Below are 15,910 nucleotides of genomic sequence, written 5' to 3' on the forward strand. Positions count from 1 at the left end.
TCCTCACAGGCCCGCTTTTAAGCTAGCTTCAATAAATTTATCAAGATCACCGTCTAATACTGCTTGTGTATTACGCGTTTCCACACCAGTACGTAAATCTTTAATACGTGAATCATCAAGAACATAAGAACGAATTTGACTACCCCAGCCAATATCGGACTTGTTATCTTCCATTACTTGCTTATCTGCATTTTTCTTCTGCATTTCCAGCTCGTATAACTTCGCTTTCATCTGCTTCATTGCCTGATCTTTGTTCTTATGCTGAGAGCGATCGTTTTGGCATTGAGTAACAAGACCTGTTGGAACGTGGGTAATACGAACCGCAGATTCTGTTTTGTTAACGTGCTGTCCACCCGCACCCGAAGCGCGATAAACGTCAATACGTAAATCAGCTGGATTGATTTCAATATCAATATTGTCATCAACTTCAGGGTAAATAAAGGCAGAACTAAATGAGGTATGGCGACGGCCGCCTGAGTCAAATGGGCTTTTACGAACTAGGCGATGAACACCTGTTTCTGTACGTAACCAACCATAAGCGTACTCACCAATAATTTTGATAGTCGCTGATTTTAATCCTGCAACATCACCGTCAGATTCTTCAATAATTTCTGTTTTAAAGCCTCTTGATTCAGCCCAACGTAAGTACATGCGCATCAGCATACTTGCCCAATCTTGCGCTTCTGTACCACCAGAGCCCGCTTGTAAATCAAGGTAGCAATCCGCACTGTCATATTCACCAGAGAACATGCGACGGAATTCTAATTGCTCAAGCTTTTTATTTAAACCATCTAACTCAGCAATAGCCTCGTTAAATGTTTCTTCGTCATCAGCTTCAACCGCTAATTCAAGTAAACCAGAAACATCTTCTAGTCCTTGCTCTAACTGATCGATTGTTTCTACGATAGCCTCAAGAGATGAACGCTCTTTGCCTAATGCTTGTGCCCTTTCTGGCTCGTTCCATACATCAGGTTGTTCTAATTCAGCGTTAACTTCTTCTAAACGCTCTTTCTTGGCATCATAGTCAAAGATACCCCCTGAGAACATTCGTTCTTTCAGAGACTTCTTCAATTTGGTGTTTTACGGGGTTGATTTCAAACATATTTTTTCGTCTTTATGTTGTTTTCAAAAACAATTGGAATAAATTTTGAACCGCATATTGTAACGGATATATCAGCGGGTTTATAGCATTTATATACAACTGTCTATCAGATAGTTGTTACCATAACAACGTGACTCTCTATATCACGGTAAATTGTTTAATTTATTCGCATTAACAAGGCCAAATATGCTCAACAAGCAATTGAGCATTACGTTGCCCTCTAAATTCATTCACATCTAATCGATACGCTAGCTCAACCATTTTAATGCTGTTATCAGGCCACATATTAATATCAACATTAAAGGCAATAGCATCAATCATAAGATGGCTATTTACGGGCTGAAGCATCATTTTTAAATGCTTACTACCCACAATACGTTGCTGTAATAACGTGAATTTACCGTCAAATAAAGGCTCTGGAAAAGCTTGTCCCCACGGACCTGCTTCTCTTAGCATTTCCGCAATTGGTAGTGATAGCTGGTTTTCTGTTAGCTCACCATCAGATAAAATAACGCCTTGCAATTGCTCGTCAGAAACCAACTCTGCCATTAAAGACGAAAAATGACGCTGAAATAAAGGGAATTTATCTTCTTCAAGTGAAAGCCCGGCTGCCATTGCATGCCCACCGAATTTCACCATCAACCCCGGATTTAATGTATTTAATCGCTCTAAGGCATCTCGCAAATGTACGCCACTAATTGAACGACCAGAGCCTTTTAACAGACCATCACCACTAGGTGCGAACGCAATAACAGGACGATGCAATTTCTCTTTAATACGAGAGGCTAAAATACCCACAACGCCTTGATGCCATTCGGGATGATATATCGCTAAACCATTAGGTAAATCATGTTGAGTGCCCATAAACTGGCGAAAAATGGTTGAGGCTTCTTCTTGCATTCCCGCTTCAATTTCACGCCGAGTTTGATTTAATCCATCAAGTTCATTGGCAATTTCACGAGCAGTACCAATATTGTCAGTTAAGAGTAAAGCAACCCCCACCGACATATCATCTAGACGCCCTGCTGCATTTAAGCGAGGCCCTAAAGAAAAACCTAAGTCACTACTAACCAATTGAGATAGTTCTTTACGAGACACTTCTGTTAACGCTTTAATACCCACACAACAACGTCCAGCTCTAATTCGGCGTAATCCTTCATAAACAAAAATACGGTTATTTTCATCAAGAGGAACAACGTCTGCCACTGTGCCTAGTGCAACTAAATCGAGAAAATCCGCCATATTTGGGCGAGTTAAGTTTTGTTGCTCGAACCAGCCTTGTTTTTCTAATTCAGCTCTTAATGCCGTCATTAAATAAAAAGTAACGCCAACACCTGCTAATGATTTAGATAAAAAAGAACAATCTGTCAGATTAGGATTAATAATCGCATCAGCGGCAGGTAAGGTTTGTCCCGGTAGATGGTGATCGGTAACGAGGACACGAATACCATATTCATGAGCCGCATCTACACCTTCAAAAGAGGAAATTCCATTATCTACAGTGATAATGAGATCAACCCCTTTTTTAGCAACGTCATGAACAACTTGAGGGCTTAAACCATAACCATCATCAAAGCGATTAGGGATATGATAGCTAACCTGCTTAAATCCCATTTGGCGTAATGCTTTAATCGCAAGTGCGGTACTTGTTGCACCATCAGCATCAAAATCGCCAACAATAACAATACGAGATTGTTGCTGTAATGCATCAATCAGTAATGAAATTGCCGTTTCTATTCCTGTTAATGCTTGATAATGAAGTAAGCCTTTTAACGATCGTTCTAGTTGAACTTCAGAGGTTATTCCACGATTAGCATAAATTTGTCGTAATAAGGGATCTAAGTTATCTGGTAATTGAGTTGCCTGTGCAATTCGACGACGCAATGTCGGTTCAATAGTGACCATAAAACGTAATTACTTCTCTTTTTTATCTAATAATTCAACAAGGTTTTGTGCAGAAATATATCCACCATAAATACTAGCATTAGGTAATACAATAGCAGGTGTGCCTTGGATCCCCATCATAGTGCCTAATTTAAAATGTTCATTGATATTGATTTTTTTGCAATCATCAATCGCAATAATTTTGTCACCTTTAAATGCACTGTCTAATGATTTATTAGGGAAGCCACTACACCACACAGCATTCATTTCTTTGCTCACAATATTGTTGCTAATGCCATTACGAGGAAACGCTAAATAGCGTACTGTCACTCCTTGTTTATTCAATTCGGGTACTTCTTGATGAAGTTTTTGGCAATAGGGGCAACTAATATCAGTAAAAATAGTGATCACATGGCGTTCATTTTGTGCTTTATAGACAATCATTTCATTTTTAAGTGAATCTACTTTTTTCATAATAATTTGATTGGCAATACTGACTGGCTCACCATTACTGATATTATAAATAGGACCCGCTGTTAGATACTTACCATCATCCGTAATATAAAAAATACCTTTGTCTGATAACACCGCATTTAACCCAACAATCGGTGTAGGTTGGATACTTTCTGCTTTAATTTGCATTTTAGCCAGTTGCGCTTCAATTGAGGCATTGTCAGCAAGCACAGGCATTGACACCATGCTTAATAATATTGGCAACCAGAATAATTTCTTTTTCATTTGAATTCCTATTTAACGCCTGCTCTTTAGCGGCTATCCCCTTGGATGATGTTGCTGATGAAGCGCTTTCAAGCGTTCTGTTGCAACATGGGTATAAATCTGTGTTGTAGAGAGGTCACTGTGCCCCAATAACATCTGTACAACACGCAAGTCTGCTCCATGATTTAAGAGATGTGTCGCAAATGCATGACGCAACACATGAGGTGATAGTTTTTCCGTATCGATCCCTGCTATCACTGCATAATGTTTTATCCGATGCCAAAATGTTTGGCGTGTCATTTTTTGCCCTCTTAAGCTAGGAAAAACAATATCGTCTGTTTTTCCTTGCATTAAAGTGGGTCTTCCATATTGCAGATATTGCTCCAGCCAGTAAATAGCTTCTTCACCTAAAGGAACTAATCGTTCTTTATCGCCCTTACCAATAACACGTAGCACGCCTTGTCGTAAGCTGATATCAGAGAGGGATAATCCCACTAATTCAGAAACACGAAGCCCACATGCATAAAGGACTTCAAGCATTGCTTTATCGCGCAATTCAAGTGGCTCATCAATACAAGGGGCATTGAGTAAATCATCAACTTGTCGCTCACTTAAATCTTTTGGTAAACGCTTAGGAAGCTTAGGTGTTGACAGTAATGAGCTTGGGTCATCTAAACGTAATTTTTCACGATACAGATACTGGAATAATCGACGCATTGTGCTGAGTAGACGCGCGGCACTACTGGCTTTATAGCCTTCATCTAAACGCGTTGCGAGAAAGGATTGCAAATCCAAAGTAGTGACTGATAACCAGTCTAATTCGTGATGTGCAAGCCATTGCCCTAATGCTTGTAAGTCTAAGCGATAAGAGCTGAGCGTATTTGCAGATAAGCCTTGCTCTAACCAAATATTGTCGAGAAATTGTTCAATGATAATATCAGTATCTTCATTGATATGAGTTGCCTTTTTTGTCGATAATTTGGTTTGTGACACAGTCTTACTCTCCCTCTCTTTAGCTTATCGCCTTTACATTATGCCTTATAAAAAAATTTTTCTGGTACAATAGTGACCTTTATTGGCAAAAATATCCTAAAAACCTTTATGAAAATTGGTCTATTTTACGGTTCCAGCACTTGTTACACCGAAATGGCAGCAGAAAAAATTCGTGATATTCTCGGTGAAGAGTTCGTTGATCTTCATAATGTTCAAGAGTGTGATATCACGCTTATGGAACAATATGACATCCTTATTTTAGGTATTCCAACTTGGGATTTTGGTGAGATCCAAGAAGATTGGCTCAATATTTGGGATACATTGCCGACATTAAATTTAAAAAATAAGCTTATTGCAATGTATGGAATGGGTGATCAGGTTGATTACAGCGAATGGTTCCTTGATGCGCTGGGTATGCTCTACCATCATTTATTACCAAGTGGTGTTAAGTTTATTGGGTTCTGGCCTGTTGATGGGTATGAATTTGTCAGCCCAAAACCTTTATCTGATGATGGTAAACATTTTGTTGGTCTTGCATTAGATGACGTAAACCAATTTGAAGAAACTGATGAACGTTTATCACAATGGTGTATGCAAATTCTACGTGAAGTAGAAGAAAATTTATAAATTTAATATCCAGATATTAAATATCTGGATATTGCATCAATAACTGAGAAAAGTTACGCCACTCATTTTCAGTCATACTATCAAAAGCAACCCATAACGTGATTTGCTTTTTATTTAGAATAGAGGTTAACGTTATTCGAGCACCAAAACGGCTGATCCAAGGGCGTTTTGTTATTTGCCATTCATGCAGTTTCCATTGAATTCGGTTGCCATTCAGTAAAATAAAATCCCCTTTGATACGACTAATATTCTTTTGTGTGAAATACCAACCACCTATCAAGAAAAGTAACAATGGAACCCAAACATAAATAAAATCAGGAGGCCATGGATACAACAGTAAACCGATCTCAAAGGCAACATAAGCAACTGTTGAGAAGAGTTGAGTAAACCATGATACTGTGAGGTGCGACTTCCATAAAATCACGAGTTATATTAACTCCTGCTATAATTCTATACGAATATAAATAAGTTAAAGATAATAAAGACCAATCTATTTATAATGTAACTTCTTCCTTAACCTTGCAAATAGTTTATCTTATATTTTAGCTTAATTATTTATTGTTACTTTTTCGATTTAATATGTATTAAAAAAATATAACTTAATAATAAGTACGAAATTTCTATTCTTTCTTAATCGCTGTTTTAATAAAGTCAGCATACCTGATTTATTAAGTATAAAGCGAAAAACATCAAAAAAAGACGATTTAAGCGATCATTTTTAGAGGTAGTGCGCAAATTTAACGCAACTACATTTTTTATTTCAGTAAATTTTAGAGTATCCTTAATATTATTAAATTTTTACATAAAAAATGAAAACGCCTTTATTTGATGAGAAAATAAAGGCGTCATTTTTAATCAATCTTAATTACTATTTAATCCTATCGTTGATTTGATAATCTATTTTATTAATATTTATCAACGATCTCCGCCATTCTAGCTTTATTGCGATCTTGGATTAATTTCACCATATAATAGAGCGCATCATCATCAGGGCGCCCATGATTCATTAACCAGTTAAATAAATCAGGATCTGCACACTCTAGTAAACGAACAAAAAGTGCTTTATCGTTATCAGATAGCGTATCGTACTCATTCTCGAAAAAAGGCATGATAGAAATATCCAGTTCACGCATTCCACGACGACATGCCCAGTTAATTCGTGCTTTATTCTCTATATCGATAGTCATACTCTGCTCTTTACATTGTTCAAATCAAGAAATACCACTATTTCTTCCTAGCATTGATAATAGTCTTATCGCAAAATTTTTAACATCAAAATGATCACAGTTTGCAGGTTTAGTCTCATAGACAACCTATTGAACATGCTTTCATTTGTTATTTATCAAGTTCATTTTCCGTGCGTTAAAAATAATAATGACTTGCATTGTCTTGCCACTCTTTTACCATAACTGATGTATCTGATTAATTTAATAGCTGGTGACATCATGACTCAAAATTCTACTCAGGCTAAACGCCCTCATGCAGCAATCAATTTACCATTAACACTGGTTTCTTTAGATGAATGGTCACTGATAACAGCAACAGGTGCTGACAGTGAAAAATATCTACAAGGTCAACTAACAACGGATATTGCAGCACTTCCAACAACAACACATACATTGTCTGCACACTGTGAAGCAAAAGGTAAAATGTGGAGTACACTTCGCTTATTCCACCAGCAAGAGGGTTTTGCTTATATTTTGCGTAAAAATGTCGCACAAAAACAACTTGCTGAATTAAAAAAATATGCTGTATTTTCAAAAGTAACCTTAGCTGAAAATACAGATAGCGTTTTATTAGGATTAGCAGGGCAAGGTGCTGCTCTTGCATTAGCAGATTACTTTCCAAATATTCCTCGTAAAGCAAACGAAGTGGTTAATCACGATAATACTTATATTCTGCAATTACCTTTACCTACTGAACGCTTTTTAATCGTAACAGACGAAGAAACAGCAAAAAATCTTGCAACAACATTAAAAGCAGAAACCAGTAATAGTGAGCAATGGTTAGCCTTAGATATTGAGGCTGGATATCCTATTATTGATACTCCAAATATTGAGCAATTCTTACCTCAAGCAACAAATCTGCAAGCATTACCGCTGAGTATCTGCTTTAAAAAAGGCTGTTATACTGGGCAAGAGATGGTATCTCGTGCGAAATTCAGAGGCGCAAATAAACGTGCTATGTATTTGTTATCAGGTGGTGGTACTGAATTGCCAGAGATTGGTGGTAGCGTTGAATGGCAATTAGGCGAAGATAAATGGCGTAAAACAGGAACGGTATTAAGCGCTGTACGTATGGCTGATAATACTATTTTGGCTGAAGTTGTTATGAATAACGATATGGAGCCAGATAGTGTATTTCGAGTTCAAGACGATAACATCAGTCGTTTATCCATTAAACCACTGCCTTATTCTTTAGAAGAAGAGTAATTCTTATTTATCATAACCAATACGGACTTTTATGACACAATTACCAAAAGGGGCATTTGGCCCCTTCTCTGATACTATTAACTTTATTATGGAGTTAGATAAACTAAAACGTGTTTATCGTAAAAATAATGTATTAGACAATAGTCGTTCCGAAAATACCGCAGAACATAGTTGGCACTTTGCCGTTGCAGCAATGAGTTTTCAGCCTTACGCGGGTGACATTGATATGGGACGAGCTATTCAATTAGCCCTTGTTCACGATATCGTCGAAATAGATGCTGGCGATGTGATGGTTTATGACGTTGCCGCTCGCGAAGCGATTAAAGAGCACGAGCAAAAAGCCGCAAAACGTATTTTCTCTTTATTGCCTTCCCCACAAAGTGAATATTTCCTCAATTTATGGCTGGAATATGATGCGGCTGAAACACCTGAATCTCAGTTTGCTAATATTCTTGATCGCACCATGCCGATGCTGATGAATTTACATAATAAAGGTCAAAGCTGGGTCGAAAATAATATCCGCTTAGAGCAAGTATTAGCACGTAATCTGTTTATTGAAAAACAGTGGCCTGAATTTTGGCAATATCTCTACCCTCAATTATTAGAGGCACAGAAAAAAGGCTGGCTGAAGTAATCTATTCAATGCTGAATTTGTTAAATAAAAAATACCGATGGCTAACTTAACCATCGGTATTTAAATTTAAGAATATAGCTAGATTAAAGCTTATTCATAGTCACTAATTGGCGCACATGAACAATGTAAATGGCGGTCGCCATATACATCATCCAGACGTTTAACCGCTGGCCAATACTTGCTTTGTTTCGTTGCTTCACTTGGGAACACCGCACATTCACGACTATAACTATGTGACCACTCTTGCACTAATTCATATTGTGTGTGAGGTGCATTAACTAATGGATTGTCATCAATTGGCCATACGCCTTTATCTACTTGTGCAATTTCAGCACGAATAGAAAGCAAAGCTTCAATAAAGCGATCAATTTCAACTTTACTTTCAGACTCTGTTGGCTCAATCATTAATGTGCCCGCAACTGGGAATGACATAGTTGGAGCGTGGAATCCATAGTCAATTAAACGCTTAGCCACATCCATTTCACTGATACCGTAATTCACTTTTAATGGGCGAATATCGATAATACATTCATGTGCGACATAACCATCAGCGCCAGCATAAAGAATGTCATAATCATTTTTCAAACGTTGTGCGATATAGTTCGCATTTAAGATTGCCACTTGGCTTGCTTGTTTAAGCCCTTGTGCGCCCATCATACGAATATACATCCAACTAATCGGTAGTATTGAAGCGCTACCAAATTGAGCCGCAGAAACAGCACCTTGTGTAGTGACATTTTCCATTTCAACAACAGAATGACCTGGTACAAATGGCGCTAAGTGTGATTTCACGCCAATAGGCCCCATTCCTGGACCACCACCACCATGAGGAATACAGAAGGTTTTATGTAAGTTTAAGTGAGAAACATCAGAACCAATAAAGCCCGGTGTTGTGATCCCCACTTGCGCATTCATATTGGCACCATCAAGATAAACTTGTCCGCCATATTGATGAATGATTTCACAAACTTCACGAATACCTTCTTCATAAACACCATGCGTTGATGGGTATGTCACCATCACACAAGAGAGTTCAGCTTGATGTTTTTCTGCTTTGGCTTTTAAGTCTGCAATATCGATATTGCCGTTATCATCACAACCGACCACCACCACTGTCATGCCTGCCATATGAGCAGAAGCTGGGTTAGTACCGTGTGCTGAACTTGGGATCAAGCAGATATGTCGCGCACCTTCACCACGGCTTTGGTGATAACGACGAATCGCTAATAAGCCCGCATATTCACCTTGCGCACCCGAGTTTGGTTGCATACACATCGCATCATAACCCGTTAATGCAGCAAGCCAATTGGACAGTTGTCCAATCATCACTTGATAGCCTTTCGCTTGATAGGCTGGGCAGAATGGATGTAGCTCTGTAAATTCAGGCCATGTAATAGGGATCATTTCAGCAGCAGCATTAAGTTTCATCGTACATGATCCTAATGGGATCATCGCTTGATTCAATGCTAAGTCTTTATTTTCTAAACGATGCATATAGCGCATCATTTCTGTTTCACTGTGATACTGATGAAAGTTTTCATGTGTCAGCACAGTGTCTTTACGTTGCATAGAAGCAGGAATTGATACTGATGAGGAGGCAACTTGTTTATCAAGTGCATCAATATCACCAGTGAATGCTTTACCACTGATAATTTCAACAAGCTTTAATACATCTTCACGCGTTGTAATTTCGCTTAGTGTTACACCTACAGCACCCACAATATCGGTACGTAAGTTAATTTCGGCATCTTTAGCACGTTGTAATACAGCGGCTTTATCTGCGGTATCAATCGTTAATGTATCAAACCAAGTTTTATGGCGTAATACCATACCGTTTTGTTGTAAACCCGCAGCTAAAATATCCGTTAAACGATGAATACGTTGAGCGATGGTTTTTAACCCCTCTGGCCCATGATAAACCGCATACATAGCCGCGATATTGGCAAGTAAAACTTGGGATGTACAAATATTCGAGTTCGCTTTTTCACGACGAATATGCTGTTCACGCGTTTGCATCGCCATACGTAATGCACGATTACCCGCAGCATCGCGAGAGACACCAATAATACGACCCGGCATCGCACGTTTATATTCATCACGGCAAGCAAAGAATGCCGCATGTGGGCCACCGTAACCCATAGGGACACCAAAACGTTGCGCTGAACCTAATACGATATCAGCACCTTGATGACCTGGCGCAGTGAGAACCACCAGCGCCATTAAATCAGCGGCAACACTGGTAATTATTTTGCGCTCTTTTAGTGCGGCTAATAACTTGCTGTGATCATGAACTTCGCCCGTTGTGCCGACTTGTTGTAATAGCACACCAAAGACACCTTCAAGCTCTAATACTTTTTCAGCTTTATCAACAACAACCTCAAAACCAAAAGTATCTGCACGCGTTCTGACAACATCTAAGGTTTGAGGGTGAATATCATCAGCGACAAAGAAACGATCCGCATTTTTCAATTTGCTTACACGTTTTGCCATTGCCATTGCTTCAGCTGCGGCCGTTGCTTCATCTAGCAACGATGCGGAAGCGAGATCCATTCCCGTGTAATCAATTGTAACCTGTTGGAAATTCAATAGTGATTCTAGACGACCTTGAGAAACTTCTGGCTGATAAGGTGTATAAGCGGTATACCAACCTGGATTTTCTAATAAATTACGCAAAATCACAGGAGGCAATACAGAAGGTGCGTAACCCATTCCAATGTAAGAAGTAAAACGTTTATTTTGGCTGGCGATCGCTTTTAATTCAGCCAAGGCTTCTTGCTCTGTTGCCCCTGCACCCACATTCGGTGGTGTTTCTAATTGAATATTATCTGGAACAATTTTTTGAGTTAATTCATTTAATGAGGAGACGCCAACAGCACTGAGCATCTCTTTAATCTGTTCTGGTGATGAGCCAATATGGCGACGAATAAATTCATCGCGATACTCTAACTGATTTAAAGTCTGTGTCATTGCAAGTAATTTCCTGAATTCACTATGAATGGATAGGTAAATAGCTCAAGGCTTAAAGCGCGTTGATATAGCATTACGATAACAAGCTAACAAATAAAAACGCCCCGACATTGATTTGACGGGGCGCTTCGTTTTACTCTTCGCTATCTACCAGCTCTTGATAACCGGTGGCATCAAGTAAGTTATCTAATTCGCTTTCATTATTTGCTTTAATGCGAAATAACCAACCTTCTCCGTAAGGCGCACTGTTCACCAGTTCTGGAGAACCATCTAACTCTTCATTTACTGCGATAATTTCACCCGATAATGGTGCGTAAATATCTGATGCTGCTTTTACTGATTCCGCTACCGCACAATCATCACCAGCTGCGACTTCTCTACCCACTTCTGGTAGATCAACAAACACCATGTCACCTAATAATTCCTGTGCATGTTCAGTAATACCGATAGTGTATTCACCATTGCCTTCTGAACGGATCCACTCATGAGATTGTGCGTATTTTAATTCACTAGGTATTTGACTCATTGACCTTACTCTCCATTTAAAATAATTGTACGTGTTATACCAATGCTTTACCTGAACGAACAAAACCAGGTTTTACCACTTCTACTGGCATCTCACGATTACGCATTAATACAATTGCGCTATCTTTTATACCTGCTGGAACTCTTGCTAATGCAATACTAAAGCCTAATGTAGGCGAAAAAGTACCACTTGTAATAATACCTTCTCTTAACTCGCCTAAATCATCAGTAAAGTGTACGGCAGTGCCAGCACGTAACACACCTTTCTCTCGCATTACAAGACCAACAAGTTTATCTGTGCCTGTTGCGCGTAATTTTTCTAATGCTTCTCTACCAATAAATTGACGATCTTCTGGTGCCCATGCAATCGTCCATCCCATATTTGCTTCAAGTGGATTAATCGTTTCATCCATCTCTTGGCTATAGAGGTTCATTCCCGCTTCTAGGCGTAATGTGTCTCTTGCACCTAATCCTGCGGGTTTAACTCCCACAGCTAATAATTTTTTCCAAAAATCGACTGCTTGCTCTTTTGGCATTGCGATTTCATAGCCAGCTTCACCGGTATAGCCCGTTGTCGCAATAAACAAGTCTCCAAGCTCTACACCATAGAAAGGCTTCATAGCAGAAACGACTTGGCGTTGCGCTTCGCTTAATAAGCTTTGTACTTTCTCTTGTGCATGAGGACCTTGAACAGCGATTAATGCTAAGTCGTCACGAACAGTGATATCAACCACATAATCTGAAGCATGTTGTTCAATCCACGCGAGATCTTTTTCACGAGTGGCAGAATTCACAACGAGACGATAGAAAGAGTCATCAAAGTAATAGACGATAAGATCATCAATTACACCACCTGATGCATTTAGCATACCGGTATAAAGCGCCTTACCTTTTTCGGTGAGTTTAGCGATATCATTCGCTAATAAATAACGTAGAAAATCTTTAACTTGTGAGCCATGTAAGTCAACAATGGTCATATGAGAAACATCAAACATACCTGCATCACGACGTACAATATGATGTTCATCTATTTGGGAGCCATAATGCAAAGGCATCATCCAACCATGAAAATCGACCATACGAGCACCGCAGGCTACGTGCTCATCATACAACGGAGTCTGTTTTGCCATTCTTCCCTCTTTCTACTTTTACTTTAGATTATTCAGAGAACGTAATTTGTTAAATATAAAATTAAACTTGATTTGAAATCATAGTGTTAATCTCAAACTTAAGTTTATTTTTAAACATAGATTTAACAAATACGAGCAATTAACGTACAACGCAAACGATACCATCCCCTTGAACTTAGCATTGTGAGAAAAAATAAACCATAAGTTAAAATAGGGTATTGTGTCTCTTAATCATAATGTAGACATATGGGTATGCAGAACTAATGATTGCAATTATGCGTATCAGCGCTCATTTTTAGCGAGGAATTACTGAAAAAAGGGAATTAGTGCAAAGAATAGACTGAAAAAATAGATTTTTTTAGTTCTATTTCTTCAGTCAGATATAAATAAAAGTAATGTGAAATAAGAGAGAAATTAGATTTTTTCAACTGAAGTGAAATTTTTATTACTTAACCACTCAGGTAAATCAGAAAGTCCCATTGCTTGCTCAAGTAACTTAGGTTTTACCCCCGGTAAACTATCCGCTAACGAAAGACCGATATCTCGAACCAGTTTTTTAACGGGGTTATTGCCAGCAAAAAGTTCACGAAATCCTTGCATACTTGCCAACATCACCGCGGCTGCATGTTTGCGGCGACGTTCAAATCGTCTCAAATAGAGATATTCACCAAAATCTTTACCTTCAGCTTTTAAACGGCGAATTTCACCAATTAACTCTGCAACATCCATAAAACCAAGGTTAACACCTTGTCCAGCTAAAGGGTGGATAGTATGAGCAGCATCGCCTAATAACGCTAAGCGAGGAGCGGCAAATTGGCGAGCATAACGACCTGTTAATGGTATGGTCATGCGATCACTTATTAATTCACATTGACCTAAACGCATATCAAAGGTCACACCCAATGTGCGCTCAAATAAGCTTTTTTCTGCGCTTTTATAACGTTCAGCAAGGTTGCTTGGTAAAGACCAAACAATAGAACAAGTATGAGGATCAGAAAGAGGCAGAAATGCCAAAATACCTTCGCCATGAAAAACTTGGCGCGCAACATTTTCATGAGGTTGTTCGGTACGAATAGTGGCAACTAATGCGTGATGTTCATAGTCCCAAAACGTCAGTGGAATATCAGCATGTTTACGTAGCCATGAATTAGCACCATCAGCGCCCACAACAAGTCTTGCGGTTAACATTTCACCATCATTAAGGGTAATGAAAGCATCGTTTTCCCCCCATACCACACGCTCAATTTGCGTTGATGAATAGAAGGTAATATCACTATGGCTTTCACATTTTTGCCAAAGCACTTCACGAATAAGGTTATTTTCGATAATAGAGCCTAAGTGGCTGAATCCTTCTTTTTGTGCTGAAAACTCAATACGGCCAAAGCTATCTTGATCCCAAACTTCCATACCTTGATAAGGTGCTGTTCGTAATGCTTGCAAATTTTCCCAAACACCTAATTTTTTCAGCAGCATTTCACTGGCTGTATTAATAGCAGATACGCGTAATGAAAAATCATCTTGTGGGTGAAAAAGCGTCGTTACTGGGTGATTTTCTATTATCGCTATACGTAATCCACACCCGTGTAATCCGCTGGCTAATGCAAGCCCAACCATTCCACCACCAGCAATAACAACATCAAATGATTTCATAATAAAAGTATCCTAAAAAGCGACTATATTTAATTCGAATAAAAATTGACCATCAAAGATCAACACGCTCTAGTCTGTCCAGCCAAGTGTTTGATGCGCCAATTTATCTCTCATCATTGGGAGTAATTCCATCGTCATTAGCCCTAAGTTGCGAGAAACAATCAGTGGCACACAACGATTTGCAAACACTTTCACCAACCCATCAGTAATAGAGATTGTTTTTTCTCTATCTTGTTGGCGAAGTTGTTGATATTGAGAGAGTACTCGATAACTACCAATATCAGTATTGGCATTAATCGCTTGGGTGATCGTATTGGCAAGTGCCATAACATCACGTAAACCAAGGTTAAAACCTTGTCCTGCAATAGGATGAAGTGTTTGCGAGGCATTTCCAACTAACGCTAAACGATGACCAATAATTTGATTGGCTTTTTGTAGCGCTAAAGGGTAGCAATTTCGCTTACCAATATGCTCTATCTTTCCTAAACGCCAGCCAAAGTCACGCTGTAAATGCGCGATAGTTGTTTCATCATCCCACTGTGAAACTTCATCCAATTTTTCAATAGGATGACACCATACTAATGAGCTACGCCCTTCACTCATTGGTAACATGGCTAATGGACCAAACTCCGTAAAACGCTCAAAAGCTTTGCCTTGAGGATCAATTTCTGTTTTGACATTAGCGATCACAGCCACTTGATGATAAGGCTCTCGTTGCCATTGAATATGGCACTGGTGACCAATAGGTGAATGAGTACCATCAGCAGCAATCAGTAAATCACCCGATAATTGCGTACCATCATCAAGTGTTACCTCAACAGAATCGATATTACGTTGAACTTGTTCAACTTTAGCGGGGCAATAAAGCGTGATATTAGATTGTTTTTTTAACTTAGCAAAAAGCTGACTCCCAGCATCATGCAATTCAATAACATAACCCAGTGCTAAGATATCATAGTCTTGTGCATGAATATTAACAAAACCACAATGACCTTTATCAGAGACATGAACATGATTAATGGGAGTGACAAAAGGTTTTAATGTTGACCAAAGCCCGATTTGCTCTAACCGTTTCGCTGTTCCATGTGCTAATGCGATCGCTCTTGCATCAAACCCAGGGTGCCCATTGTCAGGCTCTCTTGCTTCAATTAACGAAATTGAAATCTTACCTTTATTTAATGCAGAGAGTGCAAGTGCTAATGTCGCACCTGCCATTCCACCACCCACAATAATCACATTCATGCTGATT

The 15,910-nt window shown here is 38.9% G+C and carries 14 protein-coding genes; 3 read left to right on the forward strand and 11 right to left on the reverse strand.

What is annotated here, in order from left to right; genetic code table 11:
- Positions 1-3 precede the first annotated feature (3 nt).
- The 4 genes from prfB to xerD form a co-directional block, all read right to left on the reverse strand.
- Positions 4-1,102 (reverse strand): peptide chain release factor 2 gene (gene prfB, locus JEP71_RS04895; RefSeq protein ID WP_109371064.1). Its coding sequence is split into 2 segments (ribosomal slippage): positions 4-1,026 and positions 1,028-1,102, totalling 1,098 coding nucleotides; the frame shifts between segments, so codons are not numbered across the junction.
- 171 nt (positions 1,103-1,273) lie between these two features.
- Positions 1,274-3,007, reverse strand: a complete 1,734-nt coding sequence (recJ, locus tag JEP71_RS04900; RefSeq protein ID WP_198620797.1) for a single-stranded-DNA-specific exonuclease RecJ — start codon at positions 3,005-3,007, stop codon at positions 1,274-1,276.
- A gap of 9 nt (positions 3,008-3,016) precedes the next feature.
- Complete coding sequence (gene dsbC, locus JEP71_RS04905; RefSeq protein ID WP_196533415.1) at positions 3,017-3,724, reverse strand: bifunctional protein-disulfide isomerase/oxidoreductase DsbC; 708 nt, start codon at positions 3,722-3,724, stop codon at positions 3,017-3,019.
- A gap of 33 nt (positions 3,725-3,757) precedes the next feature.
- On the reverse strand, positions 3,758-4,696 hold the full coding sequence (gene xerD / locus JEP71_RS04910; protein WP_198625843.1) for a site-specific tyrosine recombinase XerD: 939 nt from the start codon (positions 4,694-4,696) through the stop codon (positions 3,758-3,760).
- A gap of 108 nt (positions 4,697-4,804) precedes the next feature.
- On the opposite strand from xerD, the gene fldB reads away from it, so the two are divergent.
- Positions 4,805-5,323, forward strand: coding sequence for a flavodoxin FldB (gene fldB / locus JEP71_RS04915; RefSeq protein ID WP_088495999.1), 519 nt, complete (start codon positions 4,805-4,807; stop codon positions 5,321-5,323).
- Positions 5,324-5,339: 16 nt separating this feature from the next.
- Here the strand turns inward: fldB and JEP71_RS04920 are convergent, their stop codons facing one another.
- The gene (locus JEP71_RS04920; protein WP_198620799.1) at positions 5,340-5,747 is read right to left on the reverse strand and encodes a protein YgfX; all 408 of its coding nucleotides are present in this window, start codon (positions 5,745-5,747) and stop codon (positions 5,340-5,342) included.
- 481 nt (positions 5,748-6,228) lie between these two features.
- Positions 6,229-6,504, reverse strand: coding sequence for an FAD assembly factor SdhE (sdhE, locus tag JEP71_RS04925; RefSeq protein ID WP_036913402.1), 276 nt, complete (start codon positions 6,502-6,504; stop codon positions 6,229-6,231).
- Between the two features lie 264 nt (positions 6,505-6,768).
- Between sdhE and ygfZ the strand changes: the two genes are divergently transcribed.
- Both ygfZ and JEP71_RS04935 read left to right on the forward strand, forming a co-directional pair.
- Positions 6,769-7,755 carry a tRNA-modifying protein YgfZ gene (gene ygfZ, locus JEP71_RS04930; RefSeq protein ID WP_198620800.1) on the forward strand — a complete coding sequence of 329 codons (987 nt, stop codon included), beginning with the start codon at positions 6,769-6,771 and terminating at the stop codon, positions 7,753-7,755.
- Between the two features lie 31 nt (positions 7,756-7,786).
- Positions 7,787-8,389 carry an HD domain-containing protein gene (locus tag JEP71_RS04935; protein WP_198620801.1) on the forward strand — a complete coding sequence of 201 codons (603 nt, stop codon included), beginning with the start codon at positions 7,787-7,789 and terminating at the stop codon, positions 8,387-8,389.
- Positions 8,390-8,479: 90 nt separating this feature from the next.
- On the opposite strand, the gene gcvP is transcribed toward JEP71_RS04935, so the two are convergent.
- The 5 genes from gcvP to ubiH all read right to left on the reverse strand — a co-directional run bounded on the left by gcvP (position 8,480) and on the right by ubiH (position 15,903).
- Positions 8,480-11,356: an aminomethyl-transferring glycine dehydrogenase gene (gcvP, locus tag JEP71_RS04940; protein WP_198625844.1), complete on the reverse strand. Its 2,877-nt coding sequence runs from the start codon at positions 11,354-11,356 to the stop codon at positions 8,480-8,482.
- Between the two features lie 133 nt (positions 11,357-11,489).
- Positions 11,490-11,882: a glycine cleavage system protein GcvH gene (gene gcvH / locus JEP71_RS04945; RefSeq protein ID WP_198625845.1), complete on the reverse strand. Its 393-nt coding sequence runs from the start codon at positions 11,880-11,882 to the stop codon at positions 11,490-11,492.
- A gap of 34 nt (positions 11,883-11,916) precedes the next feature.
- Positions 11,917-13,011 carry a glycine cleavage system aminomethyltransferase GcvT gene (gene gcvT / locus JEP71_RS04950; protein WP_196570298.1) on the reverse strand — a complete coding sequence of 365 codons (1,095 nt, stop codon included), beginning with the start codon at positions 13,009-13,011 and terminating at the stop codon, positions 11,917-11,919.
- Between the two features lie 414 nt (positions 13,012-13,425).
- Positions 13,426-14,661, reverse strand: coding sequence for an FAD-dependent 2-octaprenylphenol hydroxylase (ubiI, locus tag JEP71_RS04955; RefSeq protein WP_109371080.1), 1,236 nt, complete (start codon positions 14,659-14,661; stop codon positions 13,426-13,428).
- Between the two features lie 69 nt (positions 14,662-14,730).
- Complete coding sequence (ubiH, locus tag JEP71_RS04960; protein ID WP_198625846.1) at positions 14,731-15,903, reverse strand: 2-octaprenyl-6-methoxyphenyl hydroxylase; 1,173 nt, start codon at positions 15,901-15,903, stop codon at positions 14,731-14,733.
- Positions 15,904-15,910 lie beyond the last annotated feature (7 nt).

Origin of the sequence: Proteus sp. PR00224 (genome assembly GCF_016238105.1) — a bacterium.
In the GTDB taxonomy this organism is placed as follows: Bacteria; Pseudomonadota; Gammaproteobacteria; order Enterobacterales; family Enterobacteriaceae; genus Proteus.

Coding starts and splice junctions, on each gene's coding strand:
- gcvT (WP_196570298.1), bottom strand. CDS start 13,011: ATGGCAAAACAGACTCCGTTGTATGATGAGCACGTAGCCTGCGGTGCT.
- gcvP (WP_198625844.1), bottom strand. CDS start 11,356: ATGACACAGACTTTAAATCAGTTAGAGTATCGCGATGAATTTATTCGT.
- ubiH (WP_198625846.1), bottom strand. CDS start 15,903: ATGAATGTGATTATTGTGGGTGGTGGAATGGCAGGTGCGACATTAGCA.
- dsbC (WP_196533415.1), bottom strand. CDS start 3,724: ATGAAAAAGAAATTATTCTGGTTGCCAATATTATTAAGCATGGTGTCA.
- ygfZ (WP_198620800.1), top strand. CDS start 6,769: ATGACTCAAAATTCTACTCAGGCTAAACGCCCTCATGCAGCAATCAAT.
- gcvH (WP_198625845.1), bottom strand. CDS start 11,882: ATGAGTCAAATACCTAGTGAATTAAAATACGCACAATCTCATGAGTGG.
- recJ (WP_198620797.1), bottom strand. CDS start 3,007: ATGGTCACTATTGAACCGACATTGCGTCGTCGAATTGCACAGGCAACT.
- fldB (WP_088495999.1), top strand. CDS start 4,805: ATGAAAATTGGTCTATTTTACGGTTCCAGCACTTGTTACACCGAAATG.
- ubiI (WP_109371080.1), bottom strand. CDS start 14,661: ATGAAATCATTTGATGTTGTTATTGCTGGTGGTGGAATGGTTGGGCTT.
- JEP71_RS04935 (WP_198620801.1), top strand. CDS start 7,787: ATGACACAATTACCAAAAGGGGCATTTGGCCCCTTCTCTGATACTATT.